The organism is Streptomyces sp. CB02959 (genome assembly GCF_002803155.1).
Classification (GTDB): Bacteria; Actinomycetota; Actinomycetes; order Streptomycetales; family Streptomycetaceae; genus Streptomyces.
Genome location: NZ_NNBP01000033.1, coordinates 1 through 26,796 on the forward strand (window position 1 = coordinate 1; position 26,796 = coordinate 26,796).

A 26,796-nucleotide genomic window follows, 5' to 3' on the forward strand; every position below is an offset into this window, starting at 1 on the left:
CGCCAGCTTGGAAACGGCTCACTGGGCCGAACGAGGCGGCCGGAACAAGGACCTCGGCCGCGAGCCCAGGCCCCGACGCCGGGCGACCTACACCCGCCCGCACGGGGTCAGACACCTGCTCGCCGCCTACGACCTGAGCGAAGACAAGCCCTACGGCCACATCAAACCGAAGAAGAACCGCACGAGGTTCCTGGAGTTCTGCCGCTACCTGCGCAGCCTCTACCCGCCCCAGATCCGCATCGCGATCGTGCTCGACAACTTCTCCCCGCGCCTGACCACGAAGAACGACACCCGGGTCGGCGACTGGGCCACGGCCAACAACATCGAGTTCGCCTACACACCGACCAACAGCTCCTGACTCAACCGCATCGAAGCCCAGTTCACCGCCCTACGCTACTTCGCTCTCGACGGCACCGACCACGCCAGTCACAAGGAGCAGGGCAGCATGATCCGCCGCTACATCATCTGGCGGAACAAGCACGCCGCCGACGAACGCCTTCGCGAGATCGTGGATAGGGCGAACGTTGCCTGATGCGGCACTAGGGCCACCCATTGGCCCCAGGCTGTGAAGCTGAGCCCGTATCCGATCCCGCCTCCGAAGGCCGTCCCGATCCCGAGTACGAGCCCGGACAAGAGGCCGGACGCGGGCCTCGCCATGAACCCATTGACGATCCCGCCTCCGAGTCCGAACACAAGTGCCCACGTGAGCAGATGGAAGGCCATGATCCTGCGATCTGCCCGCAACAAGCCGACAGGGCTGGTGGCGGACCCGATGTCGATGGGGGCTTCCAGCAAGGCCGTGATCCCCAGCACGAGCCCGATGCCGAGCCCGACCACGGGCACGAACGCGAGCGTGTTGACGAGCCCGTCGTCGAACTCGTCACCGAGCCCCGCGGCCACCCCCCTGTCGACAAGAACCAGCGCGAGTGCGGTCGGGAGCCCGAACGCGAGCCCGAGCATAAATCTGGAAAGGAACCTCTTGTGCCCACCCCGGTCCCAGCCGAAGGTCCGTATGCGTACGCGTGACGGCCTTGCCGCACCCCCGTAGCGGGACCCGTACAAGACCGCGAAGCCCACCCCGGCCACGAGCCCATGCGGGACCCCGGCTGTGATCCCCCGCACGAGGGCGAACCCGAGCCCGTGCGACGTTGCGATCAAGTCCATGAGTGTATTCGCGGCCCCCGTTGGTACCCCGAAGGCCAGCGCGGTCAAGAACCCGACCACCAGCATGCGCGAGGAACGGCTCATGGCGGTGCCCAGTTCCCACCATGCGAGGTCGCGCGTGCCGAGTCGGTCAAGGTGCGCAGCGAGGTAACCGAGCCAGCGTTGGGCACGTTCGAGGGCCCAGTGCCGGTCACTGCGACCGCTGGTGCCGCGGCCGATGGGGGACCCTACGATACGGCCTCGTGGGCGTTTGATGTCAGACAGTTGGCCCGGTGTCGATGGCGTTGGGCGGGGGCGGCGGGCGATGACTACGTCCCCTTCCCCGGCGAGTCTCAACTGCGGGGTACTGCCGCGCGAGTCGGTCATCCAGCTGTGTACCTGCCTGTAGAGCGCGACGACGGTCAGGTCCTCAGTGCTGTCTGCAGGTGGTGTCGGCAGTCGATGTACCTGCGGCGTGGGCGCGAGCGGCGAGGTGAGGCGAGGTGCGGGGAAATGCATTGTGAGAATGGCTATTTGACGAATCATCGGCCGGAATTGCACATGGTGGTGCGCAAACGGTGGCGCGTATGCGGTGAAGTGCATGCCGTGCCCGGCGGTCCGGTTGTGTGGCGGTACGAGCCGAGGGGCCCGGCCGGGTGACCGGTCGGATCCCTCGGCTCGTTCGGCCTTCAGGGTGAGGGGGCCGGTCAGTGACCGCCCTCGTCCACGACCGCGACCGCCTCGATGTTCTGCTCGATCGACTCGGCCGGGACGGCGGTGGCGAGGGCCCAGTAGTAGATGCCCACCGAGAACACCGCGACGATCGCCATGTCCCACCACAGCGGGATGTGGCCCTGGCCGCCGAAGCCGCCCTGCCAGGAGATGACGCCCATGCCGATGAGGTAGACCGGAAGCCACTGCGCGGCCTTCCAGTCCAGGCGCGGAGCGTTCGGCAGCCGCTTCTTCGTGGCGTACCAGGCGTAGCTGCCGAGCAGGACGTAGCCGATCACGATCGCCCAGCCGAGCCGCTCCAGGGTGGTCCATCCGGCCCAGTAGATGATCAGGCTCGCGACGACGAAGGACAGCGGCGCGATCACGTTGCCGCCGGGCAGGCGGTACGGGCGCTGATGGTGCGGCAGGCGGCCGCGGAACACGCCGAACGCCAGCGGCGCACCGGCGTACATCAGGACGCTCGCCGAGGTGATGAAGGAGACCAGCTCCTGCCAGCTCGGGAACGGCAGGAAGCAGATCACGCCGGTCACGAACGAGATGATCAGCCCGAACCACGGCACGCCGCGGGCGTCGGTCTTCTCGAACAGCCGGGGGGCGTAGCCGTTCTTGCTCAGGCCGTAGGAGATCCGCGAGGTGGAGGTGGTGTAGATCAGGCCGGTGCCGCCGGGGGACACGATCGCGTCCGCGTACAGGACCCAGCCCAGCCAGCCGAGCCCCACCACGGTGGCCAGGCCGGCCCACGGGCCGCTGATGCCGGCGTAGTCCAGCTTGGCCCACCCGTGCGCGAAGGACGCCAGCGGCAGGGCGCCGATGTAGACGACCTGGAGCAGGGTGTAGATGACGGCGCCGATCACGACCGACCCGATGGTGGCACGCGGCAGGTCGCGCTTGGGGTTGCGGCTCTCGCCCGCGAGCTGGATGGCCTGTTCGAAGCCGAGCAGCGCGAAGATGATGCCGCTGGTGCTGATGGCGCTGAGCACGCCCTTGGCGCCGAACGGGGCGAAGCCGTGGGAGGTGAAGTTGTGCGGGTGGAAGTTGGTCGCCGCGATGACGAAGATCGCCCCGAGGGGTACGGCGATCTTCCACCAGGTGGCGGCGCTGTTGGTGTGGGCCAGCACCTTCACGCCCAGGAAGTTCACCGCGACGAAGACCGCCATGAGGGCGACCGCGACGATGAACCCGCTGGTCGAGAGGGTTCCGTTGGCATGCTGGAGCGACTTGGCCCATGACCAGTGCCCGGCGTAGCCGATCATGGCCTCGACTTCGATGGGCGCCACCGTCGCCGCCTGGAGCCAGGAGAACCAGCCGAAGGACATACCGGCCAGACCGCCGAAGGCGTAGTGCGGATAGCGCGCCGTGCCGCCGGCCACCGGGAAGAGGCCACCGAGCTCGGCGTGCACCAGCGCCAGGAGCACGATCGCGACCGCGCCGATGCTCCAGGAGATGATCGCGGCCGGACCCGCCACCACCACGGCCTTCTGGGCTCCGTAGAGCCACCCGGATCCGATGATGGAGCCGACCGAGGCCCACATCAGGCCGATTAGTCCTACGTCCCTGCGCAGGGAGCCCGGTGCGCGTGCCTGCAGTGGCGTGATCTCGTCAACGCTTGCCATGAGGGGGGGCCTTTCAAGACAGCTGGCCGAAAAGTTGCCTCAGAGTAAGGAGCTTTCCGGGCTCTGCAAATAGCCGTTGACTGAATATTTATTTTCCGCGGAAAATTCATAGGGAACCCAGAGATCCGGCACCGCGACAAAACCGGGCCAGGCAGGGGCACTTGAGGACGAGAGGACGATCCGAGCGCCGAGAAAGAGCCGGCCGAAGGACCATTCATCCCACCAATGCGGCGAATTCAATTTGGCAAAAGCTTTGAGATGGTGCACCAATGGCATTACTTTCCAGCGCGTAGGGTCGTGCGTTTTCCGCCGGTGACCCCGCCCGCGCTCACATGCGGGGCACCGCACGGAGGGGACATCCTGGGGGCGGTGGACCGGCGAGGCCGGACGGCGGCCCCTCGACCCTGGAGCGCTGAGCAGCAGATGACCGGCAACCCCAGCGATGCCCCGCCTCCCCCGCCGACCGGCGCCGGCAACGGGCCCGCCGTCTCCCGCCGGGAGTTCGACGCACTCTTCGCGACCGTCCGCACCTGGGGCCGCTGGACGTCCGCCGACCGCGGCGCCTGGAACCGGGTGACCCCGGACCGGGTACGGCAGGCCACCGCCCTGGTCCGGACCGGCACGGTCATCCCGATGGCGCGCCCGTGGGACACGGCCGCCGGCCCGGACAACAGCAAGCCCGCGCTGCACTTCATGTCCGACCTCGGTGACGCCGAGGCCCCGGAACCCTCGACGTACAAGGACTTCCTCGCCGTCGACTACCACGGCAAGGCCGTCAGCCACCTGGATGCGCTCTCCCACATCGCCTACCGCGGGCACCTCTACGACGGCCGCCCCGCACACGAGCTCGTCGACTCCCGAGGGGCCCGGTTCGGCTCCGTGTCAGCGCTCGGCTGCCTGGTGACCCGGGGCGTGCTGCTCGACCTGCCCGCCGCCGCGGGGAGCGCCTGGCTGGAACCCGAGCACGCGGTGCACGCCGAGGACATCGTCGCGACGGAGCGCGCACTCGGCGTGACGGTCGGCGACGGCGACGCCGTGCTGCTGCGGTCCGGCAGCATGCGCCGCCGCCGCGAACGGGGGGCCTGGAACCCCGACGCGGCGAGCGCCGGCTTCCACGTGGACGCCATGCCCCTGCTCGCCGAGCGCGGCATCGCCCTGCTCGGCGGCGACGGCGACAGCGATGTACGGCCCTCGCCGGTCGAGGGTGTGCACTCTCCGGTCCATGCGCTGGCGATCGCCGCGATGGGCGTGCCGCTCCTGGACAACCTCGATCTCGAAGCGCTCTCCACCGCCTGCGCCGAGGCGGGCCGCTACGCCTTCCTGCTGTTGGTGGCTCCCCTGAACATCCCGGGCGGCACGGGTTCACCCGTCACCCCGATCGCGGTGCTGTGAGGCCCGCCTTCCCCCCTGTGGCCAGCACCGCCAACCACGCAAAGCCCTACAATCGAAACCAACGGTACGGCCGCTCCGGTGTACGAGCGGTCATGGCGGCACGTACCGCGAGGGAAGTGATTCGGATGGGGCTCGTGGGAGTTGACATCGGCCCCGCACGCGCCCGTGACCAGTTCCTTCGTGGCGAGTCGGTCCCCGAGACCGTGCGAAGCCCGATCTTCAACTCCTGGCAGCGCTCCCTCTCCCTGGGCCTCTCCCCGGAAGGCTGCGAACTCCCCTACCGCCCTGATCTCGATCTGGAGGGCCGGCTCGTCCGGGCAGCCGAGCCCGTACTGGACCGGCTGCAGGAGATGTTCGCCGACAGGAACATGAACGTGTCCCTCGCCGATGGCCGCGGCGCCGTGCTGGAACGCCGTTTCGGCAATCCCTCCCAGGTCAGGCGGCTGGCCGCGATCCAGAGCGTCCCGGGCTACGTGTTCGCCGAGGAGTTCGGCGGGACCAACGGCATCGGACTGGCGCTCGCCGAACGGCAACTGGTCAACGTCTACGGTGCCGAGCACTTCGCCGAACGCTCGCAGTCCAACGCCTGCTCGGCGATTCCCGTCCGGGACCCGCTCAGCGGCCGCATCGAGGGCATCCTCTGCTTCGGCTATCCGCCCAGCGACGTCGATGCGGCGCTGAACACCGTGATCCGCAGGGCGGCCGACGCCATCGAACGGCGGCTCCTGGAGCAGAGTTCGACCCGCGAGCGCACCTTGCTGCGGGCCTACCTCGACGCCAGGCACCACACCCCGACCGGCAACGGTCAGCCGGGCGAGCTCGCCGAGAGCGGACTGGACTGGCGGGACCAGATGGTCCTCAAGGAGAAAGCCACCGATCTGATCGCCCTGGCCCAGCGGGCGGCCGTGGAGGTACCGCTCCCCAGCGGACGGCAGGCGACCCTGCTGAGCCGCCCGGTCACCGGCGCCTCCGGGGTGGCGGGCCTCGCCATCGAAGCCGTCCTCTCCACCCGGCACCAGCACATCGCCGTCCCCACCACGACGGATACCCCACCCGGCACCCCGGCGCAGCCGGACCCCGGTCCCGCCGCCCCGCGGCTCCGGCGCGATCCCGGCACCGCACCCGGCCCGGCGACGGCTCCGGACCGCGATCCCGGCCCCGCCGGACCCACCACCGCCCACACGACCAGCGGATTGGTGCTGGTCGGCGAGCCGGGCGTAGGGAGGTACGCCGTGGCGGCCCGGCGCCGCCTGGAACTGCTGTCGGAGGCCAGTACCCGCATCGGCACCACCCTGGACGTCGGCCGCACCGCCCAGGAGCTCGCCGAGATGGCCGTCCCGCGCCTGGCCGACTTCGTCACCATCGACCTTCCCGCGGCGGTACTGCGCGGCGAGGAGCCGACCGACCCGCGCGCCGACCTCCACCGCACCGTGCTGCACGGCTACCGGGAGGACTGCCCCTTCTACCCTGCCGGTGAGCCGCTGGACCTCCGCCCCACGACTCCCCAACTCCGTTGCCTGGCAAGCGGGCAGCCGGTGCTCGAACCCGACCTGCGGACCGCCGCGGGCTGGATCGCCCAGGACCCCGGGCATGCCCGGCACCTCCTCGACCACAACGTCCACTCCCTGATCGCCGTCCCCCTCATCGCCCGCGGCATCGCCCTGGGCGTAGCGAGCTTCTACCGGTCGCGGGACCCCGCCCCCTTCGGCGACGACGACCGTTCACTGGCCCAGGAACTCGCCACCCGCGCCGCCATCTGCATCGACAACGCCCGCCGCTACACCCGCGAACACAGCATGGTCCTCGCCCTCCAGCGCAGCCTGCTGCCGCGCAGCTTCCCCGAGCAGAACGCCATCGAGGTCGCCTACCGGTACCTGCCCTCCGAGTCCGGAGTCGGCGGCGACTGGTTCGATGTCATCCCCCTGTCCAGCAGCCGCGTCGCCCTCGTCGTCGGGGACGTCGTCGGCCATGGGCTGCACGCCGCCGCCACCATGGGCCGACTGCGCACGGCGGCCCGCAACTTCGCCGAACTCGACCTGGCCCCGGACGAAGTCCTCACCTCCCTCGACAACCTCGTGGCGCGCCTCGACCGGGACGAGGACGGCGAGGGGCCCGCCGGAAGCACCGCCATCATCGGTGCCACCTGCCTGTACGCCGTCTACGACCCCACCTCGCAGCAGTGCGTCATGGCGCGGGCCGGCCATCCCCCGCCCGCGCTGGTGCACCCCGACGGCACCGTCACCTTCGCCGACCTGCCCGCCGGACCGCCGCTGGGCCTGGGCGGCCTCCCCTTCGAAACCGCCGAACTCCACCTCCCCGAAGGCAGTCAGCTGATCCTCTACACCGACGGACTGGTCGAAGACCGCCACCGCGACCTCGACACGGCCCTCGGCCAGCTGCGCCGGGCCCTGGCACACCCGAACCGCCCACCCGAGGACACCTGCCAGGACATCCTCCGAACCGTGGCCCCCCATCACCCCACCGACGACATAGCCCTCCTCGTCGCCCGCACCCACGCGCTGGACGCCCACCGGATCGCCACCTGGGAACTGACCACCGACCCGGCCCTGGTCTCCGGCATCCGCGCCGCCGTGACACGCCAACTGGCCGCATGGGGGCTGGAGGAGGTCTCCTTCGCCGCCGAGCTGCTGCTCAGCGAGCTGGTCACCAACGCCATCCGCTACGGCACCGCCCCCATCCAGGTGCGCCTGCTCTACGACCGCACGCTGACCTGCGAGGTCTCCGACGCCAGCAGTACCGCGCCGCACCTGCGCCGGGCGGCCACCACCGACGAGGGCGGCCGCGGCCTGTTCCTCGTCGCCCAACTCGCCCAGGCATGGGGCACCCGCTACACCGCCAACGGCAAGGCCATCTGGGCCGAGTGCACCCTGGACATGCCCGGCACCCGCCCCGGTGCCGTCGCCGCATCGTTCCTCGACGACATTCCCGCCCTGTGACCGGCCTACCGGCTTGACGAGGCAGCGCGGGAGAGCGGTGCGGGCGTCCATGCCGGTGGGTCGCGCGACCTGCACAGGCCGATCGTCACACCGTCGCGGCCAGTCTGCGCAGGGTTCTGGCCGAGGGGGATCCCGGGTCGGCGGTGATCAGGACGACTTCCTGGTCGTCCTCGGGGACGAGGAGTACGTCGCAGTTCAGCCGAAGACTGCCGGCCGTCGGGTGGTCGACGGTCTTGGTGCGGTGGCCGGGGGCGTGGACCGGGCGGGTCTCCCAGAGCCGGCGGAACTCCTCGCTGCCGGCGTGCAGTTCGGCCAGCAGGGCGGCGAGCTGCGGGTCGTGCGGGTAGCGGTCGCCGGCCCTGCGCAGCCGTGCGACCACGATGTCCCCGAACTCCTCGGCGCTGGAGCTCTCGTGCATCGGCCCTTCCCCGAGGAAACGGCGCCGGGCCAGGTTCGTCGTCCCCTGCCCGAGGTCGCCGCCCAGCAGGGCCTGGGCCAGTGGGTTCCAGGCGACGACACCGTAGGCCGCGTCGGTGACGATCGCGCCGGTCTCCGGCAGGCGCTGCAGCATCCGGGCCACGTGCGGGCGCACCCGCCGTACGGCGCCGGTGGCGGGTGGCGGCGCGCTCGTTCCGGCCAGGCGGAACAGATGGCTGCGTTCGGCCGGCGACAGACGGAGGGCCTGGGCCAGCCCGTCCAGGATGCGCGGCGACGGACGGGGACCGCGGGCCTGTTCGAGGCGTACGTAGTAGTCGACGGACATGTGGGCCAGCTCCGCCACCTCTTCGCGGCGCAGGCCCGCGGTGCGGCGCGGGGCGTTCGTGGGCAGGCCCAGGTCGTGCGGACGCAGGGCCGTGCGGCGGTCCCGCAGGAATCGGGCGAGTTCCTGCCGCGCCATGGGCGCTCCTTCCCCTGCCTGGTACAGGTTGTCCCTGGCGGGGTGGTCGCCGCCAGGGGACCGTGGCTGTCATGAACGATTGCACAGCACTGGTCACCGGTGCCAACAAGGGAATCGGCAGGCAGATCGCCCGTCTGCTCGCCGCGGAGGGCTTCGGCGTGTACGTGGGCTCCCGCGATGCCGGACGCGGGCGGCAGGCCGTCGAGGAGATCGGTGGCGCCGCGCGTCTGCTGCTCCTCGACGTGACGGACCCGGACAGCATCGCCGCAGCAGCGGAGGAGGTGGACCGACTCGACGTGCTGGTCAACAACGCGGGCATCTCGCCCTCGCTCGCCCCGGCGACCGCGTCCGGCACGGACGACTTCCGGCGCACCTACGAGACCAACGTGTTCGGGGTCGTCGCGGTGACCAACGCCTTCCTGCCCGCGCTGCGCCGTGCCCCGCACCCCCGGATCGTCAACGTCTCCAGTGGGACCGGATCACTGGCCTGGAGCACCCACCCGAACCCCCAGTTCACCCCCGGCAGCGGCGGTGCGGCCGCGTACCGGTCGTCGAAGGCCGCCCTCAACGCCCTCACCGTCCTGTACGCCCAGACCCTGGCCGAGGAGGGTTTCAAGGTCAACGCGCTCGCCCCCGGCCTGCGGGCCACCGACCTCAACCCCCGGGCGGCCGCGGCGGGCGGGGACCCGGTGGAGGCGGCCCGGGAGGCCGTACGGCTGGCGCTCCTTCCGGACGACGGGCCGACCGGCGGGTTCTTCTCCTGGGACGGAACGCCCGTGCCGTGGTGACCGGTGCGGAGGTCAGGGGTTCATGCGTGGTGCGGGTCGAGCGGCCTGATGGCGTGCAGGCGTCCCGCCACGTCGCCGCCGACTTCGAAGTCCGCGGTGTGGAACCGGTAACTCCCCGCCGGCAAGGAGACGGGCAGCGTCTCGCCCTGCTCCAGTGAGTGTCCCGGGGCCGTGGCGTCGAACATGATCAGTTGGTCATGGACGTCCAGCACGGGGCCCCGGTGCCAGTCGTCGATACCCTCGAACGAGCTGCGCGCGCCGTCGATCAGTGCCTGCTCGGACGGTGCGCAGCTCCATTGCAGCAGGCACTGGAGATCCGGCAGGTACGTGGCGGGCAGCGGCTCGTCCGCCACGACGATGCCGGGCACCTTCCGCTCCGCCGGGCCGAACTCCACGCGCCCGAGATAGTCCTCCACGAGACACGCCTCGTCGTAGTCCTCGCCCTCGATTCCCTGCCAGTCGGCGGCGTGCGCGGCGGGGACGATGACGAACGGGCCTCCGGTGGACTCGATCCATTTCGTCGGGTGGTTTCCTCGTTCGGCGGGAGTGTCCATACTGTCCATCACTTCCCCTTGCTCTCGTACAGGGGCCTCATGATAGGCGCGAGCTGCCTCGCCCAGCCCGCCTGCTGACGGCTGCACGGCAGGCATTGCGGGTAGAGGCGCTGCGGCGTCCCGTCCGGAACCCATGAGCTGATGGGTTGATGGTCGGGCACGAAGTTCCCGCCCTTCGACATCGGGTCCTTGGAGCCGCAGGTGTGGCAACCGAACTGCTCACCAAGGTCGTTGATCTTCTGTCGCTCCTCGGCGGTGAACTTCTGGGACTTGCTCTGCGCCGGAATGGACTCATGGGCGTAGTCCCCGACGACGCACACCTTCTCGGGGTCGCTGCGCTGGGCCTTCTTCTTCGGGCAACTCTCCGGGGACAGCCCCAGCGGGTCGGACCAGCTGTGGGGGTTGTGCGGGTAGGTGGCGGGATTCGGCGCGGGCTCCAGCCCGAGGGGGTCGGGCGTGGCGTAGCGCCCCGTATCGGGGTCGTAGTGGCGGTGGAAGTTGTAGTGGAGGGCGGTCTCCTGGTCGTCGTACTGGCCGGGGAACCGCAGTGGTGTGTGGGCGGTGGCATCGCGATTGCGTGCGGTGGTGCCCCAGAGCGTGCGGCGGGAGTACCAGGCGACGTGTCCGGTCTCATCGACGAGGTCCGTGGGCGTCCCGACGAGATCGGTGACGATGGCGAAGAAACGGGAGTCGATCTCGGACTGGTCCCGGTCGAGCCGTCGCTCGGTCTGTGTCAGGGGGCGGTGGTCGTCGTGATCCCAGGTCAGCGTGACGCCCGTACGGGGGGGTGGTCTGCTCCGCGAGGCGTGTGCCGTCCCAGGTGAAGACGGTTTCCTCCGCGGCTGAACCGTCGGCTGCCAGCCGGCGCTTGGCGGTCCTGCGCCCCAAGGGGTCGTATGTGTAGTTCCACACCGTCCCGTCCGGGGTGGAACAGGCGATCAGCCGGTCTTCGGCGTCCCACTCGTAGCGCCAGGTATCCGCTTTCCTCGACAGCCGGGTCTTCTGGCGGCGGAGGGTGCGGCCGGCGCCGTCGTAGGCGTACTGGATCCTGCCGGCGGTCAGGAGGCGGGTGCCGGAGTAGGTGCGCTCGCCGCGGGCGGCGGTGCGGCCGGCGTGGTCCGGCCACTGGGCGGCCGTCTGGTTGCCGGCCGCGTCGTAGGCGTACGACTCGGACCAGTTCTCGGCCGACACCGCCACGGGTCGGCCGACCGGATCCAGGTCGAAGTGCCGTTGCGTTCCCCTCAGCTCGTCGATGACGGCGGTGAGGTAGCTGTCGGGGCGGTAGCGGTAGGCGCGCGAGCGGAGGGTATCGGTCTGCGTGGCCAGCGTCTGGTGGGTGGGCCGACTGCGCTCGTCCCAGGCGGTGGTGAGCGTGACGACGTCGTGCGCGGTGCCGAAGACACGATGTACTTCACCGCCCCGGTCGGATCCGTCAGCTGTGTGACATGCCCGAACGCGTCCCGGACGACGGACGTGGTGTTCCCCAGCGGGTCCCTGACGGCCGTCGGCAGCCCCGCGGCGTCGTTGACGAAGTGCCGCGTCGCCCCCGTCGGATCCGTGACCGCCGTGACGGCCCCGGTCCCCTCGTAGGCGGATGTCGAACGCGCGCCGTCCGGAGTGGTGACCGCCGTGCGGTTTCCCTTGTCGTCCCACTCCTGCCGCCACACCGCGCCATGGGCACCGGTGATCTCCACGGGCAAGTGGAACGCGTTGCAGGTGATCGTTTGCACGCTGCCGTCGGGCAGTTGGACCGCCGCCAGGTTGTGGTCGTCGTCCCATGCGTACCGGGTGACGTTCCCCGACGCGTCCGTGGCGGAGAGGAGCTGGTCCCGGCTGTCCCATTGCTTCCGACTGGTGTTGCCCAGGGGATCGGTCTCGGCCACGACCTGGAGTCGTTCGTTGATCCGGTAATGACTGGTGCGGCCGAGGGAGTTGGTGGCCGTGGTGGTTCGGTGGCCGGTTTCGGGGTCGGTCCGGCCGTATGCGTAGTGGTAGCGCAGGTGGCCTTCGGTACCGCCCTGGGAGACGCAGCGGCCGCTCGCATCGTAGGTGTACTCGTAGCGGCTGGCGTTGGTGTCGACCCAGGCAGTCATCCGGTGCAGCGCGTCGTACTCGTACCGGCCGGGAATCCCACAGGATGCGGTGACCGCGGTGAGGTTGCCCATGTCGTCGTGCCCGTACGACACGACCAGGGCGTCACCGCCGTCTTCCGCGCCGCCGGCGAGGTACAGCGCGGTGACAAGACCCCGCTCGTCGCAGGTGAACCTGAGGTGGTGACCGCCGGAGTGCCTGATGGCCAGCGGAGCGCCGGTCTCGTCGTCGTAGTCGAAGGAGAGGTAGTTGCCGTTGCGGTCCGCCACCTCGTCGAGCGGGGCCAGGCCGGGGGCGTGTGCGGCTTCGGAGAACTAGCGGGTGAGTCCGGTCCTGGGGTCTTCGACGGCCCAGTCGCCCTGCGGTGTGCGAAACCACCGTCCGCGCATGCGCCGTCCGCCCCCGCAGCTCGATCGTCATCCCGTCCCCCTAGTTGACAATCCCCACAGCAAGCTCACCAGAAGATCTCCAACAGCTCGCAAGAAGCAGGCAAAGAGACATCCCCGACGGGGTCAACGACAGCTCTATGAAGTCCAGTTGGCGAGAATCAGCCGGCGCGCCGGATCCGCGGATCCGGCGCGCCGCGCCGCGCACATACCGACCGGCTCCACGGAAGAGCACGGCCCGAGCGCTACGTCCCCGACCTCCCCTGCGCCCGCGTCCTCACCGGCTCTGTCCCGCCGTCTGCCCGGCCTCGGCCTTAGCCTCACGCACCTGCGCCCGTTGAGCGAGGCGGTCGGCGCGCAGCGCGGTCAGGGTGCCGGAGGCGCAGAGCGCCGCGAAGCCCAGCAGGAGGCAGCGCGCGGAGCTGAGCGTCGACGGGCCGCCCAGGTTGACCAGCAGACCGGCGACCGCCGCACCGAACGCCGTCGACATGGTGAGCACCGTCGCGATCGCCGCGGCGGCCTTCTCCCCCTCTTCCTTGTCCGGCGCGCCGGCCATCGCTGCAACGGACAGGTGGGGCATGGCCAGCCCGATGCCCGCGCCCGCGAGGAGAAGAACGGGCAGCCACACGAGGACCAGTGGCAGTGGTGCGTCACGCCGCTGCAGCAGAGCCAGCACGGCGAGCCCGGCCCCGAGGAGACCGGGACCGGCCACCCGCAGCCGGCGAACCGTCCGCTGCCGGTGTGCCGAGGAGCTGACGATCTGGCTTGCCGACCAGCCGAGCGACAACGCCGCCCCGAAGAACCCGGCCGCCGCCGGGGGCAGTCCCCCCAGACGCTGACCGAACAGCGGCAGGAACGTCTCGACGGCGACACCGACCGCGAGGAGGACGATGGTCAGGTAGAGCCACCGCAACGCGGAGCCGGCCTGGTAGGTCGGGCGGGGCAGGACCCGGACCCGGCCGCGTTTCTCCGCCACCACGAAGGCCGCGACCAACGCCAGTGCCAGCGCGATGAACACCGCAGTCACGGCTTCGCCCGAGAGGGCTCCGGCGACGCTGACGGCGCCGACCGCCCCGATCACCAGCAGCAACGAGACCAGCGGTACCGGAACCGCTCCCGCCGCGGTCCGGCCGCATTTCGGCAGTGCGCGGGGCACTGACGCCGCCATCACCGCCGAGGCCGCGGCCAACACGGCGAACGCGAGCCGCCAGGACCCGAACTGGGCGAAGAGCCCGCCCAGAGCGGGACCGACGAAGTTGCCCAGGCCGAACATGGCGGAGATCAACGCGCTGCCCCGCACCCACAGGCGGCGCGGCAGCGCGGAGTAGATCAGGGCGAACCCCAGACCGGTCAACAGGCCCGCCCCGAGCCCCTGCACGCCGCGGCCGACCAGCAGCACGGGCATGGTGGGACTGGACGCGCAGACCACCGACCCCACGGCGAAGAGGCCGAAGCCGAGCAGGTAGGAGCCGATGTTGCCGCGCCGGGAGAGCGTGCGGCCGACCAGCATGGTCGCGACGACCTGGGCGGTCAGGAAGACTGTCGTGTTCCCCGCGTAGAGGCGTTCACCGCCGATCTCGGCGACCGCCGTGGGCAGCAGGCTCGCGGTCAGGTAGATGTTGACGGCTCCCACGAGTACGCCCCCGGCCAGTACCAGGACGGTGCCCATATGCCTGCCGAGCTCCCGCCACGACCCGACGCTCTGATGTTCTTCCACTTCCGAACCCCTCCATGAGTCGGTTGGTTCCGGGCATGATGGCGGGGCGGGGAGACCCGGCAATCCGGCAAAATGGACATGACCTGCGTCACACTTCGCGGCGGTCGAACCCCTCCGGGCGTCGACCCGCTCGGCAGAGACCGTGGCGCAGGCACGCTTCCGCCAATCGGTACGCCGTGTGACGGCCCGTCCGGCATGGAAGCCGGAGGGAAACCGAAGCGGGTCGTAGCATGCGCGCATGCGGTGCCGGAAGCCGCAGTGCACCGAGCGGCCGATCCCCGGAGAAGTCCGTGCATGACGCTCCAGACAACAGCCCTCCCGCGTCCCACGGTCCCGGGCCGCTGGTCCGCATCCACGGCCTCAGCAAGCGGTTCGGCGGCACACTCGCGCTCGACACGGTCGACCTCGACATCCACGCCGGCAGCATCCTGGCCCTGCTCGGCCCCAACGGCGCCGGGAAGTCCACCCTCATCAAGGTCCTCGCCGGAGTCCACCACGCGGACCGGGGCGAGGTGACGGTTGCCGGCCACCCGCTCGGCACCGAGGCGGCGGCCCGCGCCATGTCCTTCATCCACCAGGACCTGGGACTGGTGGAGTGGATGACGGTCGCCGAGAACGTCGCCCTGGGCACCGGCTACGCCCGCCGCGCCGGACTGCTGTCGTGGCGGAGGACCCGGGAGCGATGCACCGAGGCCCTGGGCATCGTCGCCGCCCACCTCGACCCGCGCGCCCCTCTCACCGACCTTCCGCGCGCCGAGCGTTCCCTGGTGGCCATCGCGCGGGCGCTGTCCACACGGGCCGGGGTCATCGTCCTCGACGAGCCGACGGCCAGCCTTCCGGCAGCGGACTGCGCCCGGCTCTTCGGCGTACTGCGCACCCTGCGCGACCAGGGCCACGCCGTCGTCTTCGTCACCCACCGGATCGACGAGGTGTACCAGGTCGCCGACGCCTTCGCCGTCCTGCGCGACGGCCGCCTCATCCGCCACGGCCCGCTCGCCGACCACAGCCCGGCCCGGCTGGTGCGGGACATCGTCGGCCACGAACCCGGCGGCTACCGCTTCTCCCCCGCCACCGGTCGCACCGTCCTGAGCCTCGACCGGGTACGGACCCCCGACACCGCACCGGTCGACCTGGAACTGCACGCCGGTGAGATCCTCGGCATGGTGGGCCTCACCGGCGCCGGGCACATGGAACTGGGCCGCGCCCTCGCCGGCGCCGGGCACCTCCTCGGCGGACGGGTCCTGCTCGACGGACGTCCCTACCGACCGGGGTCGGTCGCGGCCGCGGTCGACCGCGGCGTCGGCTTCGTGAGCAGCAACCGTCAGGAAGAGGGCTGCGCCGCCGAACTGACCGTACGGGAGAACTTCCTGGCCAACCCGCGGGCGAGCGGTCTCCCGCCCTTCCACCGGATCGGCCCCCGACGCGAACGGGCCCGGGCCACCGACCTGATCACCCGGTTCGGGGTGTATCCCCCGGACAGCGAAGCGCCGATCTCCACCCTGTCCGGGGGGAATCAGCAGAAGGTGATGGTCGGCCGATGGCTCGGGACGGGCCGGCGGCTGCTGATCCTCGAAGAGCCGACCGCCGGGGTGGACGTCGGCGCCAAAACGGCGATCTACCGCCTGCTCCGGGACGCGCTGGCCGACGGCCTCGCCGTCCTGCTCCTCTCCACCGACTTCGAGGAGGTCACCCACGTGTGCCATCGGGCCCTGGTGTTCGTCCGCGGGGCGGTGACGACGGAGCTGAGCGGCGGAGCCCTCACCGTCAGCGGACTCACCCGGGCCGCCTCTGCCATGCCCGCTCTCACCGGGACCGCGGGACCGTGACCCGCTCCCCCCGCCACCCGCCGCGGCGCAGGGTCGGACATCTCCTCGGCGCCTACGGCCTCGCGGCCCTGGCCGCCCTGCTGTTCCTGGCCTTCTCGCTCGCCCTGCCGGACACCTTTCCCACCCTGGACAACATCTCCGCGGTCCTGTCGAGCCAGTCGATCCCCGCCCTCCTCGCGCTCGGCGCGACGATCCCCATCGTCACCCGCAAGTTCGACCTGTCCATCGGCTACGGTCTCGGGCTCGCGCACGTCATGACCATGCGGCTCATCGCCGACGACGCCTGGCCCTGGCCGCTCGCCTGTCTCACGGTGGTACTCGGCGGGGCGGCCGTCGGCGCCTTCAACGGTGTGGTCGTCGAATTCGCGAGGATCGACTCCTTCATCGCCACCCTCGGCACCGGCAGCATCCTGTACGCCGTCACCGGCTGGATCACCGACGGGGCCCGGATCGTCCCCGGCCCGCACGGCCTGCCGGCCGCCTTCACCGACCTGTACGACTCCAGGTTCCTCGGCCTCCCGGTGTCCGCCTGCTACGTCCTGGCCCTCACCGCCGTCCTGTGGCTGCTGCTGGCACGGCTGCCCCTCGGCCGGTACCTGTACGTCATCGGCTCCAACCCCCGCGCCGCCGAGTTGGTCGGCATCCCCACCCGGCGCTACGTCATCCACGCCTTCGTCGGATCGGGTCTGGTCGTCGGCGCCGCCGGTGTGCTGCTCGCCGCGCAGCAGCGGATCGGCAATCCCAGCGTCGGCCTGGACTATCTGCTGCCCGCCTTCGTCGGTGCGCTGCTCGGCTCGACCGCGATCACACCCGGCCGGGCCAACGCGCTGGGCACCCTGGTCGCGGTCGTCGTCCTCGCCATCGGACTCGCCGGCATCGGCCAGTTGGGCGCCCGGTTCTGGGTCACGCCGCTGTTCCACGGCACCACCCTGCTCCTCGCCGTCGGCCTGGCCGGCTACACCGCTCGCCGACAGGTGCGACAACGGCGCAAGGAGCCTCCACGGGCTCTCCCCGACCTGCCCAAGGTCACCTCGTGAACTCCGCCCCTCATCGCCGCGCCACCCCGGCACGAGGAGTCCCGCCCCCCGCGCGTCGCCGGACCGCCCTGGACAGCGCCGTCGCCGTGTCGGTGGCGGCCGCCGTCCTCACCGGAAGCGCCGTCCTCACCGGCTGCGAACGCGGCGCTTCGGTCGGCGGTGGATCCTTCTCGCCGGGCCCGGCGAGCACCGGCTGCCCCGCCACCCTGGCCCGCGCCAAGGCCGCCGTCGAGCGGGCCGAGAAGACCGCCCCCGCGGTGAACGGCATCCCCGACGGCCCCGCGGCGGCCACCGGCAAGGACATCGTCTACGTCGCGCAGACCATGACCAACCCCGGCGTCGCGGGCGCCGCCAACGGGGTCCGGGAGGCCGCCCGCGCCATCGGATGGCACCTCCGGCTGATCGACGGCCAAGGCACCCCCGCCGGGATCCATGCAGCCTTCGACCAGGCCGTCACCCTGCGGCCCTCGGGCATCGTCATCGGCGGCTTCGACCCCGAACTGACGTCGGCTCAGGTCGTGAAGGCGGCCGCGCAACACATCCCGCTCGTCGGCTGGCACGCGGTCGGCTCCCCCGGCCCGAGCCGGAACCCCGCGCTCTTCAGCAACGTCACCACCGAGGTCGGCGACGTCGCGAAGGCCAGTGCGGACTGGGTCATCGCGCACTCCAACGGCCATGCCGGAGTGGTCGTGTTCACCGACGCCTCGATCCCGTTCGCCAGGAGCAAGTCCGCACTGATCACGAAGGAACTGGCCACCTGCCGCGGTGTGACGCTGCTGGCGGAGGAGAACATCCCGATCCCGGACTCCAGCAGCCGCACCCCCGTCGAGGTCTCCTCGCTCCTCGCCCGCTTCCGGGACACCTGGACCCACTCGGTCGCCATCAACGACGTGTACTTCGCCGACGCCGCCCCGGCCCTGCGCGCCGCACGCAGGAAGGGCGCCGAGGCCCCCTTCAACATCGGTGCGGGGGACGGCGATCCGTCCGCCTTCCAGCGCATCAACAGCCGGCAGTTCCAGGCGGCCACCGTTCCCGAGCCGTTCTCCCAGCAGGGCTGGCAGATCCTCGACGAGTTCAACCGCGCCTTCGCCGGCGCCCCCGCCAGCGGATACGTCGCCCCCGTGCACATCGCTACGGCCGCCAACAGCCGCGGGGCGACGACCTGGGACCCGCCCGGCTATCGCGCGGTGTACCGGAGGATCTGGGGCAGGTAAGCACGGTTGTCTGGTTCTGCGCACGGATGACACATGGCATGATCATTACCATCATTACCTGCTGGTAACAGCTCGGCCGGAGTGTTTCCTCCCTTCGGCCACCCCCCCATCACGCCCCCGAGGAACCAACTGTGCGCAAAAGCATCAGATTCGCCGTTTTACCTGCCCTCACGGCCGCGTCCCTGCTCGTCGTCAGCGGATGTGCGCAGGGACCGTCCGGCACCTCCGCCGCCGGGAAGAGCGACGGCAGGGGGCCGGCGGCCGCCGTCGAGGACACCGACGCGCAGTCGCCGCTCGCCGTGGCCGCGGCGCCCACCGGGGCCGGTGCCCCCAGCGCCGTGGCGAAGCCGGGGACCGGCGGCCGTCCGGCGGCCAAGTCGCCGCTGAAGCTCGTCGCGTTCGACGGGAACAGCGGCCGGGCCGTCCTCGCCGCCCCGCCGAAGGGCTCCGGCAACGGCGGGGGCCGCGGCGGCAACGAGGGCGGGCACCAGACCGGGGGCAGCGGCACGGGCTCGATACCCAAGCCCCCGGCCCCCGTTGCGGTCGGCGACGTGATCGCCAGCGCCCCTGCGCCCGGTGCGCCGCACGGCGCGCTGGCCAAGGTCACCGCGGTGGTCGGCAAGACCGAGCAGGGCACCGAGGTCAAGACCGCACCGGCCACACTGGGCGCGCTGCTCGGCGGCTCCACGGCGAAGGGGCGGGTCCCCGTCGACCCCTCCGCGGTGAAGGTCGAGCCGCTCACCCCGAACGTGAAGGTCTCCTGGGCGAAGACCGGCAGCGTGCACTTCGGGCCCGAGGGGGCGCAGTTGCCGCTGGGCAACCTGCGGGTCGACGTGAGCGCGGTGCTGCCCACGGTCAGGACGCCGGCCGGGACCGTCGACGCGTCGGCGTCGGGCTTCGTCCAACTCGCGCCCGAGGTCGACTTCTCCTACGACGGCCAGGGCCACGCCACCGGCACACCGGGCACCGCGTCGGTGAGCCTGTCCGGCGACTGGGCCTCGCAGTGGGAGCTCAAGGGCCAGGCGGCCACCACCACTCCGGACGGCCGGCCGGTCCGGGTGCCGTTCGCCAAGCTGCACGCCGACCCCGTCATCCAGGTCGGCGTGGTGCCGGTCGTGGTCAACCTCGACCTGACCTGCTATCTCCAGGTCGATGCCGACGGCAAGGTGAGCGTCGACGTCAAGCAGGACGTCAAGGGGCACTTCCGGGTCGGCGGCTCGTACAGCCGGGCCAAGGGCTGGGCGCCGATCGCCCAGGCCGACATGAACGGCACTCCGGTGACGGCGACGGCGACGGCCGCCGGAACGGTGAAGGCCGCACTGGGCACGGAGGCGAGCGTCGGCCTCTACGGCACCGTCGGTGTCACCGGCACGGTGGCCCCGTACCTGCGTGCCGAGGTCGCGGGCACGGCCACCGGCTCGTCGGACGGCACGGGCGCGCTCGTCGGGAAGTGGGCGGCGTACGGCGGCGTCGACCTCTCCGGCGCCCTCCGGGCCCACCTGGACATCTTCGGCACACCGGTCTTCGAACGGAGCATTCCGCTCGGGCCGCTCAACCGCGAGTGGAAGCTCGCCGGCGGTGAGGGCGCGGTGCGTACGCCCGCGAAGCGGCCCTGACCTCGCCGTGGGACATCGGGAAGCCCCGCCGGATCTCCGGCGGGGCTTCTTTCGCCGCTCCGCCACGGCTGGTCGGCCCGGACGGCGCCCGGCGGTCAGCGGCCCGCGCGGACGACCTTCGCGCCGTCCCGGCCGAGCGGGACCGGGACCGTCCGTGGCGCGTTCCGCCGCTCCCGCCCCGCAAGGTCCTTCTGGACGACGTTCACGTTGAGCGACACTCCCTGGCCGCCGCCGAACTTCCCACCGGCGAAGGCGGCCACCCCGTCCGAAGTGATCTCGTAACCGGTCGTGTCGACGATCGCGTGCGCGCGGCAGTCGCGGAACACCTCCTCGATGGGGACGAACCAGAGCCAGTGGTAGTCACCGTCGTGCTGGAGGTCGGCCTTCTCCTCGAACCAGATCGCCACGTTTCCCGCCAGGTTCACGGTGGCCGTCCAGGCGATGTCGTACTTCTGGGTGCCGACCACGAGCGACGCCTCGATGAGCGACTTCGGCGGGATCCGCAGCGGGAGGTCGACGCTCCAGTTCTGCGTCTCCTTGTGCGTGAACTCCTGCGTCGAGCTCAAGGTCGTCTCGATCGAGGTCGTCTCGCTGACCTTCGCCACGGCCGGGATCTCCGCCGAGACCTCCATCGTGACGCCGATCTTCAGCGACTCCGTCACCGAGATCCGCAGGTCCTGCTCGGTCGTCTTGCTCTGCTTGTACGTGACGGTCTGTTCGACCGCCGAGCCGTTGCGGTAGTTGGTGGTCACGGAGCTGACCTGGCCGGGTATCGGCGAGGGGGCGTCGGGGTCGTAGGTGATGCCGTGGTACTCCGCGCCGACCTGGTACTTGTGGTAGTCACCGAGCGCGCTCTGCCTGCCGTAGTCGGTGGACGCGGTGAACCGACAGCCGCGGGAGGCGGGGAAGCGCTCCTTGGCCATCCACGTCCCCCAGGCGTCCGTGATCTCCTGCAACGAGCGGGCCGCCGCCCGGCGCTTGGGGGCGGCCGCTCCGGCTGACGGCCCGGCACTCGGCCGGCCGGGGGCGGCGGCCGCGGTGCCGGCGGCGGCGAGGGAGCCGGGGACGGCCGCGGCGAGGCCGGCGGCCGGGGCGAGGGCGAGCAGGCGGCGCCTGGAGACATGGCTCATGGAGGTTCCAATCCAATAGGGGCGGAACGGAGGAAACGTCGTGAGCAGCAATGCAACCGACGATCTTCCGCAGCGCGTAGGGGCTTTGGTCCCGACGTCCGCGCGGACCACGTGCCCGTCAGTCGTCCTTGTCCGCACGGGCGCCGCGGGCGCCGCGGGCGGCGCGGACGGCACGTCGCACCAGCGCCAGCAGGGACAGCCGTTCCAGTCCGTGGGCGATGCTGCGGACCGGCAGCCAGGTGAACAGTTTCGGGATCACCGACCACAACTTGGCCAGCAGCACCGGCACCAGCGCCACGCCCAGCGTGACGTGCACACCCTGGGTCAGCCGGTACAGCCAGTAGGGACGGGTGGGCCAGTCGAAGAGGTAGAAGCCCAGCAGGCCCTTGTCCGGGGTCTGGTCGTTGATGCGGCCCAGTCCGGGGTTGTAGGCGGCGTACGACAGCAGTCCGGTGACGAACATCAGCGGGATGCCGAAGAGCAGCACCAGGCCGAACACCGAGGTCAACCAGGGGCCGCGGAGCAGGCTGCGCCAGAATCCCGGGCGGAACGGCCCCGGGGGCGGCGGGATCCGTCCGGCCCGCCGGGCGAGGGCGGCCGTCCGCCCTCTTCCATCGGTGCTCTCCTCCGTCCCGGGCCCACGTGGTGCGGTGCCGGTGGCGTCGCCCGTGTGCCTGGCTCATGGGCCCGACTCACGTACCGGGCACGGGTGCCCGGCTCAGGTGCCCGGTGAGTGGACAGGCTTCAAACTGCCCCAGGTCCGCTCCGCCGGTCGGGTCCGACGTGCCTGCGCGGGTCCGGCGCCAACCGAACGGGCGAACCGCTGCTCCGCACGGTGCGACGACTTCGCCCGTGCCGACCGCATCATGGTGGGGTGCGAAACCCCCGCGCGCAGCCCGCCGCAGCCGGCTCCGCCCGGCCCGGGCGTGCCACGCTGACCAGGGAGGTCGGCTGGTTCGTCGTGATCGGGGCGGCCTCCACAGTCGCCCAGGGCCTGTCGTACTGGGTGCTGCGGCACTGGTGGCCGCCCCTGTCGGCCGACTTCGTCTCGCTCGTCGTCGTCACCGTCCTCAACACGGAGGCCAACCGGCGCCTGACCTTCCGCGGATCCGGGGCCCCGGTCCTCCGGACCCACCTGGCCGCGGGCGGCCTGTTCGTCCTGGCCTACCTGGTCACCTCGGGCGCGGTCCTGCTGCTCCGCCACCTCCGGCCCACCGCCTCGACCGCGGCGGAAATCGCGGTACTGGTGCCGGGCTTCGCCCTGGTGACCGTGGTGCGCTTCACCGTGCTGCGGCTGCTCGTCTTCCGCCGCCGCTGACGCCCCCGATCACCCCGGCGCACGGCGGGGCCGAGCCTTACGGTTCCATGACGTCGGGACGCGGGGGCTGGTCGGCGGCCCCGGAGTGGTGCTCTGCTGGTCGCATGGTCGAAGAAGGACAAGACAGGCCCGTCGGGCGGCGGCTGATCCTGGGGATGCTCGGTCTGGGTGCCGTGGGAGTGGCGGCCGGGGCGCCCCTGCAGGACGGCCTGGGCCGGGTGCTCGGCGCGGTGCGCGACAAGGACCCCACCGGGATCACGGGCGCGCTGCCCGGCTCGGGCGGGTTCCGCTTCTACTCGGTGGCGTCCTCGGTCCCGCGGCGGTCCGCCGCCGACTACCGCCTCTCCGTGGACGGGCTCGTCGAACGTCCGGCGGTGTACACCCTGGCGGACCTCCGGGGGATGCCGCGTACCCGGCTGGTGCGGGACGTGCAGTGCGTCACCGGCTGGCGGGTTCCCCACACGCCGTTCGCCGGGGTGGCGCTGTCCCATCTGCTCACCGCGGCCGGGGTGCGGCCGGGGGCCGCGGCGGTCCGCTTCACCTGCTTCGACGGCGTGTACAGCGAGAGCCTCACGCTGGACCAGGCCCGGCGGCCGGACATGCTGGTCGCGTACGAGATGGCGGACCGGCCGGTGACGGACGCGCACGGCGGCCCGGTCCGCCTGTATGCCGCGCCGATGTACTTCTACAAGTCGGCGAAGTGGCTGTCCGGCATCACGGTCACCGACCGTGTCCGGCCCGGCTATTGGGAGCAGAACGGGTATGACGTGGATGCCTGGGTCGGCAGGTCGAACGGGCGTGACGATGCCCCGGTCACCTGAGCCCTCGGCCCCGGCGCGGGCACCGGAGAGGCTGCGGCGTTTCAGCGTCGCGGAGCGGTGGGTGCACCGGATCACGGCGGCGCTGATGGGCGTCCTGCTGGTCACCGCGGCCTGCCTGTACGTGCCGTCACTGGCCGAACTCGTGGGACGCCGGCGGCTGGTGGTCACCCTGCACGAGTGGGCGGGTCTCGCCCTGCCGCTGCCGCTGCTGGCCGGTCTGGTCTCGCGGGCCCTGCGCGCGGACCTGGGCCGGCTGAACCGGTTCGGCCCGCACGACCGCGGCTGGGTCCGGGCCGCCCTGCGCGGGGAACGCCGCCCCTCGGGAAAGTTCAACGCCGGGCAGAAGCTGTACGCGGCGCTGATCGCCGGATCGGCGCTCGTACTGCTCGGCACCGGTCTGATCCTGTGGTTCCCGCGTCTGGCGCCCCTGCTCTGGCGGACCGGAGCGACCTTCGTCCACGACTGGACCGCCCTCCTCGTCGGTGTCCTCGTCCTCGGTCACCTGTGGATGGCCGCCCGCGCCCCGGAGGCCCGACGTGCGCTGCGCACCGGCTACGTGTCCCGTGACTGGGCCCGGCGGGAGCATCCGCTGTGGGAGGAGGAATCCTGAACGGCTCCGCTCGTCCGGGGAGGCGCCTGGTGGAGGGGCGGACGGCCCGGGTCACGGCGTCGCGCCGGACCCCGCGGATACGGGTCCGCGGCAGCGCAGCGCCCGGCCGGGTCAGGCGGGCGGGCGGCACCGCAGAGGGCGTCCGGTCAGCAGGTGCCGGGCGGCATCGGCACGTACGACGGTACCTGCCGTGACGGCCAGGGCCGCGACGCCGTACGCCACCGCCTGCAGGGGGAAGCCGCGCAGCACGGGCCCGGCGAGGTACAGCACCGCGCCGGTGAGGGGGATCGCCAGCCACTCCCAGCGGCCGTCGAGGGCGACGAGGCCGACCACGAGCAGGGCGTACCAGGGGTAGTTGGGCGAGAGCAGCAGCAGCGCGGTGCCGGTCACCAGGAGGGCGCCGCGCCAGGGGCGCGCGGGGTCGCCGTACCACCACACGAAGAGGGCGAGCAGCACGAGCAGCACGACGGCGGTCACCGCCGCGGCGGTGTCCGGCAGCAGCAGGCGCAGCAGGGCGAAGCGGCGCACGTCGCCGGGTGCGTAGCCCTCCTCCTGGAGGTAGCCGGGCAGGTAGCCCAGGACGGAGTCGCCGGAGAGGAGGAGGTACGGCAGGTAGCCGAGCGCGATCACGGCGAGCAGGGGCGCGACCACGCGGATCACCCGGGCCGGGCCACGCCGGCCGGACAGGGCCCCGGGCAGTGTCAGGACGGGCAGCAGTTTCACGGCGACGGCGGCACCGAGGAGTGCGCCGCGGCGGGCCCCGGCGGTCGCGGTGCCGAGGGCGAGCACGGTGAGCAGGACGCCGAGCGCGTCGATGTGGGCGTTGTTGACCGCGTCGAAGGGGACGGCCGGGCACCATGCCCACAGGGCGGCGCGGGCCGGGGCCCGGTGCGGATCGCCGCGGCGGCGCACCACGGCGAGCAGGGCGACGGTGGTCCCGAACGCCAGGGCGGCGCCGCCGACTTGGAAGGGCTTGTGACGGCTGCCCGGTGGGGAGAGGGCGTGGACGGCGACGAACCAGCCCTCGGCGAGCGGCGGGTAGAGGGTGCGGACCGTGGGGCGGTTGATGCGGGTGCACAGACCGGTGTCGGTGCGGGTCAGGCCCCAGCCCGTGCAGGGACCCGTGGTGGGGAAGAGCCAGTCGTCGCGCAGTCCGGCGAGTGCGGGGGCGGCCGGCGGGTGCGCGTAGGGGGAGATGCCGGCGGCCTGGACGCGGCCGTCCCAGGCGTAGCGGTACATGTCGGTGCTGGTGCGCGGCGGGGCGGTGGTCCCGGCCAGCGCCAGGGCCGCCGCGCCCACCAGGACCAGTCCCGTGGCGGCGCGCGCCGGGACCTTGCGGACGGCCCATGCGGCGGCGGCGAACAGGCCCCAGGCGAGGGCGTAGCCGGCCAGGAGGCGGCCGGGGGCGCGCTGGCTGTCACCGGCCCGCAGGGTGCCGACGACGACCGCGGCGAGGGTGGCGAGGAGGGCGGCGGTGACGGCGGTTCGGGCCGGTCCCTTCACCGCGCTACGCCCGCGAGCAGGGTGACGGTGGCGGCGAACCGCGAGCCCGGTGGGCAGCAGGCGGCGACCGGGGCGACGTCGGCGGCGGTGTCCACGTCGCGCAGCACCGGCAGGTCGCAGACCGTCAGCTCCGCCGCGACGAGCCGGCGGCGCTGGATCTCCCCGGTGCGGTCGGTGGACATCGGGACGCCCCGTACGAGGGCGGGGGCGCGCGACGGGTCGGCGAATCCCAGCGCCCAGAATCCGCCGTCGGCCGCCGGGCCGAACCAGGCGTCGTGCTCGTCGCCGCCGACTTCCGCCAGGAGATCGGCGGTCAACTGGGGTGTGTCCATGCCGACCAGGACCGCCGGTCCGCGGTCGCAGTCGGCGAAGGCGGCCGCGATGCGGTCGTCGAGGCCGCCGGTCACCTGGGGCAGGACGTCGAAGCCCGGCGGAAGCCAGGGGCCCGGTCGGCCGTCGAGGACGAGCACGCGCCGCCGGGCGGGGGTCCGGGACACGGTGTGCAGGGTGTCGGCGAGGGCGGCCTCGGCCAGGGCGGCCGCCTCCCAGGGGGTGTAGGGCGGAGTGAGCCGGGTCTTGACCCGGCCGGGCGTGGGTTCCTTGGCGAGAACCAGGAGCGTGGCCGGGCCCGGTGCCGGGACACGGGCGCTCATCGCTCGGCTCCGGGGACGCGGGCGGTCCGCGCCGGGCCGGTGGCCGGCCGCTCGGCGAGTACCGCGCGCATGTCGCGGACCGCCTGCCAGGTGCCTCGCCAGGTGCCGGTGACCTTCGAGCGGCCCGTGCGCGGGTGGTAGGGCACGTCCGTCTCCCGTACCCGCCAGCCGGCGTCGGCGGCCCGGACCAGCATCTGCAGCGGGTAGCCGGAGCGCCGGTCGGTCAGGGCCAGGGCGATCAGCGCCTCGCGGCGGGCGGCGCGCATCGGTCCGAGGTCGTGCAGCCGCAGTCCGGTGCGCCGCCGGACCAGACGGGCCAACTCCACGTTGGCCAGGCGGGCGTGCAGTGGCCAGGCGCGGGGCGTGGTGGGCCGGCGGCGGCCGAGGACCAGGTCGGCGGAGCCGTCGAGGACGGGCCCGGCGACCTCGGGGAGCAGCCCGGGGTCGAGGGAGGCGTCGCAGTCGCAGAAGCAGACGACTTCGGCGGTCGCGGCGGTCAGGCCGGCGTGGCAGGCGGCGCCGAAGCCGCGGCGGGGCTCGTGGACGACCTGTGCGCCCAGCCGGCGGGCGATGGCCGGAGAGGCGTCGGTGGAGCCGTTGTCGACGACGATCGCCCGCCAGCCCGGCGGGATCCGGTCCAGTACCCACGGCAGGGCAGCGGCCTCGTCGAGGCAGGGCAGCACGACATCGACCGGTGACGGGGAGGAGGGGAAGGGCTCGTTCACCCCACTCACCCTACGAGCCCAAAGCGGACGAAAAGGGCTTTGCGGCCTTACGGATCGCGGACGTCGCGGCAC

The 26,796-nt window shown here is 72.0% G+C and carries 23 protein-coding genes and 3 pseudogenes; 11 read left to right on the forward strand and 15 right to left on the reverse strand.

Annotated features, from left to right (window positions below; translation table 11 throughout):
- Positions 1-532 (forward strand): annotated as a pseudogene (locus CG747_RS38120) (transposase); the annotation flags it as partial.
- Here CG747_RS38120 and CG747_RS38125 read toward each other — a convergent pair.
- The 3 genes from CG747_RS38125 to CG747_RS47595 all read right to left on the reverse strand — a co-directional run bounded on the left by CG747_RS38125 (position 457) and on the right by CG747_RS47595 (position 3,758).
- Positions 457-1,164, reverse strand: coding sequence for a hypothetical protein (locus CG747_RS38125; protein WP_146022227.1), 708 nt, complete (start codon positions 1,162-1,164; stop codon positions 457-459). The pseudogene CG747_RS38120 and the gene CG747_RS38125 sit on opposite strands and share 76 nt — an antisense overlap.
- Before the next feature lie 686 nt (positions 1,165-1,850).
- Entirely contained in the window at positions 1,851-3,488 is a 1,638-nt protein-coding gene (locus CG747_RS38130; RefSeq protein ID WP_100606479.1) for an APC family permease, read from the reverse strand.
- Positions 3,489-3,527: 39 nt separating this feature from the next.
- Positions 3,528-3,758, reverse strand: a complete 231-nt coding sequence (locus CG747_RS47595; RefSeq protein ID WP_146022228.1) for a hypothetical protein — start codon at positions 3,756-3,758, stop codon at positions 3,528-3,530.
- A gap of 153 nt (positions 3,759-3,911) precedes the next feature.
- Between CG747_RS47595 and CG747_RS38135 the strand changes: the two genes are divergently transcribed.
- On the forward strand, positions 3,912-4,880 hold the full coding sequence (locus CG747_RS38135) for a cyclase family protein (RefSeq protein ID WP_100606480.1): 969 nt from the start codon (positions 3,912-3,914) through the stop codon (positions 4,878-4,880).
- Positions 4,881-5,005: 125 nt separating this feature from the next.
- Positions 5,006-7,837, forward strand: coding sequence for a SpoIIE family protein phosphatase (locus tag CG747_RS38140; RefSeq protein WP_100606481.1), 2,832 nt, complete (start codon positions 5,006-5,008; stop codon positions 7,835-7,837).
- Positions 7,838-7,922: 85 nt separating this feature from the next.
- On the opposite strand, the gene CG747_RS38145 is transcribed toward CG747_RS38140, so the two are convergent.
- On the reverse strand, positions 7,923-8,735 hold the full coding sequence (locus CG747_RS38145) for a helix-turn-helix transcriptional regulator (protein ID WP_100606482.1): 813 nt from the start codon (positions 8,733-8,735) through the stop codon (positions 7,923-7,925).
- A gap of 71 nt (positions 8,736-8,806) precedes the next feature.
- Here CG747_RS38145 and CG747_RS38150 point away from each other — a divergent pair, with 71 nt between their 5' ends.
- Positions 8,807-9,523, forward strand: a complete 717-nt coding sequence (locus tag CG747_RS38150; protein WP_100606483.1) for an SDR family oxidoreductase — start codon at positions 8,807-8,809, stop codon at positions 9,521-9,523.
- Positions 9,524-9,543: 20 nt separating this feature from the next.
- Here CG747_RS38150 and CG747_RS38155 read toward each other — a convergent pair whose 3' ends face one another.
- From CG747_RS38155 to CG747_RS38175, 6 genes and pseudogenes are all read right to left on the reverse strand, one after another.
- A complete protein-coding gene (locus CG747_RS38155; RefSeq protein WP_180985880.1) occupies positions 9,544-10,086 on the reverse strand; it encodes an Imm21 family immunity protein in 543 nt (180 codons plus the stop codon).
- Complete coding sequence (locus tag CG747_RS48470) at positions 10,086-10,397, reverse strand: hypothetical protein (protein ID WP_180985881.1); 312 nt, start codon at positions 10,395-10,397, stop codon at positions 10,086-10,088. Before CG747_RS48470 ends, CG747_RS38155 begins: the two co-directional genes overlap by 1 nt.
- Positions 10,398-10,508: 111 nt before the next feature.
- Positions 10,509-10,814 (reverse strand): annotated as a pseudogene (locus CG747_RS51125) (RHS repeat-associated core domain-containing protein); the annotation flags it as partial.
- On the reverse strand, positions 10,708-11,274 hold the full coding sequence (locus tag CG747_RS38165) for an RHS repeat domain-containing protein (protein ID WP_100606485.1): 567 nt from the start codon (positions 11,272-11,274) through the stop codon (positions 10,708-10,710). The gene CG747_RS38165 and the pseudogene CG747_RS51125, both read right to left, overlap by 107 nt.
- Before the next feature lie 44 nt (positions 11,275-11,318).
- Positions 11,319-12,437, reverse strand: coding sequence for an RHS repeat protein (locus tag CG747_RS38170; RefSeq protein ID WP_100606486.1), 1,119 nt, complete (start codon positions 12,435-12,437; stop codon positions 11,319-11,321).
- A 394-nt stretch (positions 12,438-12,831) separates the two neighbouring features.
- Positions 12,832-14,271, reverse strand: a complete 1,440-nt coding sequence (locus CG747_RS38175) for an MFS transporter (RefSeq protein WP_257981006.1) — start codon at positions 14,269-14,271, stop codon at positions 12,832-12,834.
- A 290-nt stretch (positions 14,272-14,561) separates the two neighbouring features.
- Here CG747_RS38175 and CG747_RS38180 point away from each other — a divergent pair, with 290 nt between their 5' ends.
- From CG747_RS38180 to CG747_RS38195, 4 genes are all read left to right on the forward strand, one after another.
- Positions 14,562-16,097: a sugar ABC transporter ATP-binding protein gene (locus CG747_RS38180; RefSeq protein ID WP_100606488.1), complete on the forward strand. Its 1,536-nt coding sequence runs from the start codon at positions 14,562-14,564 to the stop codon at positions 16,095-16,097.
- The gene (locus CG747_RS38185) at positions 16,094-17,134 is read left to right on the forward strand and encodes an ABC transporter permease (RefSeq protein ID WP_100606489.1); all 1,041 of its coding nucleotides are present in this window, start codon (positions 16,094-16,096) and stop codon (positions 17,132-17,134) included. Before CG747_RS38180 ends, CG747_RS38185 begins: the two co-directional genes overlap by 4 nt.
- Before the next feature lie 68 nt (positions 17,135-17,202).
- Positions 17,203-18,348, forward strand: a complete 1,146-nt coding sequence (locus CG747_RS38190; protein WP_100606556.1) for a substrate-binding domain-containing protein — start codon at positions 17,203-17,205, stop codon at positions 18,346-18,348.
- A 131-nt stretch (positions 18,349-18,479) separates the two neighbouring features.
- Positions 18,480-19,964, forward strand: coding sequence for a hypothetical protein (locus CG747_RS38195; RefSeq protein ID WP_100606490.1), 1,485 nt, complete (start codon positions 18,480-18,482; stop codon positions 19,962-19,964).
- Between the two features lie 95 nt (positions 19,965-20,059).
- Here the strand turns inward: CG747_RS38195 and CG747_RS38200 are convergent, their stop codons facing one another.
- The gene (locus CG747_RS38200) at positions 20,060-21,094 is read right to left on the reverse strand and encodes an ETX/MTX2 family pore-forming toxin (RefSeq protein ID WP_100606491.1); all 1,035 of its coding nucleotides are present in this window, start codon (positions 21,092-21,094) and stop codon (positions 20,060-20,062) included.
- A gap of 178 nt (positions 21,095-21,272) precedes the next feature.
- A pseudogene (locus CG747_RS38205) lies at positions 21,273-21,665 on the reverse strand (hypothetical protein); the annotation flags it as partial.
- 303 nt (positions 21,666-21,968) lie between these two features.
- Between CG747_RS38205 and CG747_RS38210 the strand changes: the two are divergent.
- The 3 genes from CG747_RS38210 to CG747_RS38220 all read left to right on the forward strand — a co-directional run bounded on the left by CG747_RS38210 (position 21,969) and on the right by CG747_RS38220 (position 23,843).
- Positions 21,969-22,412: a GtrA family protein gene (locus tag CG747_RS38210; RefSeq protein WP_100606492.1), complete on the forward strand. Its 444-nt coding sequence runs from the start codon at positions 21,969-21,971 to the stop codon at positions 22,410-22,412.
- Between the two features lie 104 nt (positions 22,413-22,516).
- Positions 22,517-23,233, forward strand: coding sequence for a molybdopterin-dependent oxidoreductase (locus CG747_RS38215; protein WP_100606493.1), 717 nt, complete (start codon positions 22,517-22,519; stop codon positions 23,231-23,233).
- Positions 23,217-23,843 (forward strand): cytochrome b/b6 domain-containing protein, encoded by a 627-nt coding sequence (locus tag CG747_RS38220; RefSeq protein ID WP_100606494.1) that lies wholly within the window; start codon positions 23,217-23,219, stop codon positions 23,841-23,843. The genes CG747_RS38215 and CG747_RS38220 overlap by 17 nt, the downstream gene beginning before the upstream one ends.
- Positions 23,844-23,954: 111 nt before the next feature.
- Here CG747_RS38220 and CG747_RS38225 read toward each other — a convergent pair whose 3' ends face one another.
- From CG747_RS38225 to CG747_RS38235, 3 genes are read right to left on the reverse strand one after another with little or no spacing between them, the layout of a single operon-like run.
- Complete coding sequence (locus tag CG747_RS38225; protein WP_257981007.1) at positions 23,955-25,346, reverse strand: glycosyltransferase family 87 protein; 1,392 nt, start codon at positions 25,344-25,346, stop codon at positions 23,955-23,957.
- Positions 25,343-25,999, reverse strand: coding sequence for a DUF2064 domain-containing protein (locus tag CG747_RS38230; protein WP_100606496.1), 657 nt, complete (start codon positions 25,997-25,999; stop codon positions 25,343-25,345). Before CG747_RS38230 ends, CG747_RS38225 begins: the two co-directional genes overlap by 4 nt.
- Entirely contained in the window at positions 25,996-26,724 is a 729-nt protein-coding gene (locus CG747_RS38235; protein ID WP_308303834.1) for a glycosyltransferase family 2 protein, read from the reverse strand. Before CG747_RS38235 ends, CG747_RS38230 begins: the two co-directional genes overlap by 4 nt.
- Positions 26,725-26,796: the final 72 nt, after the last annotated feature.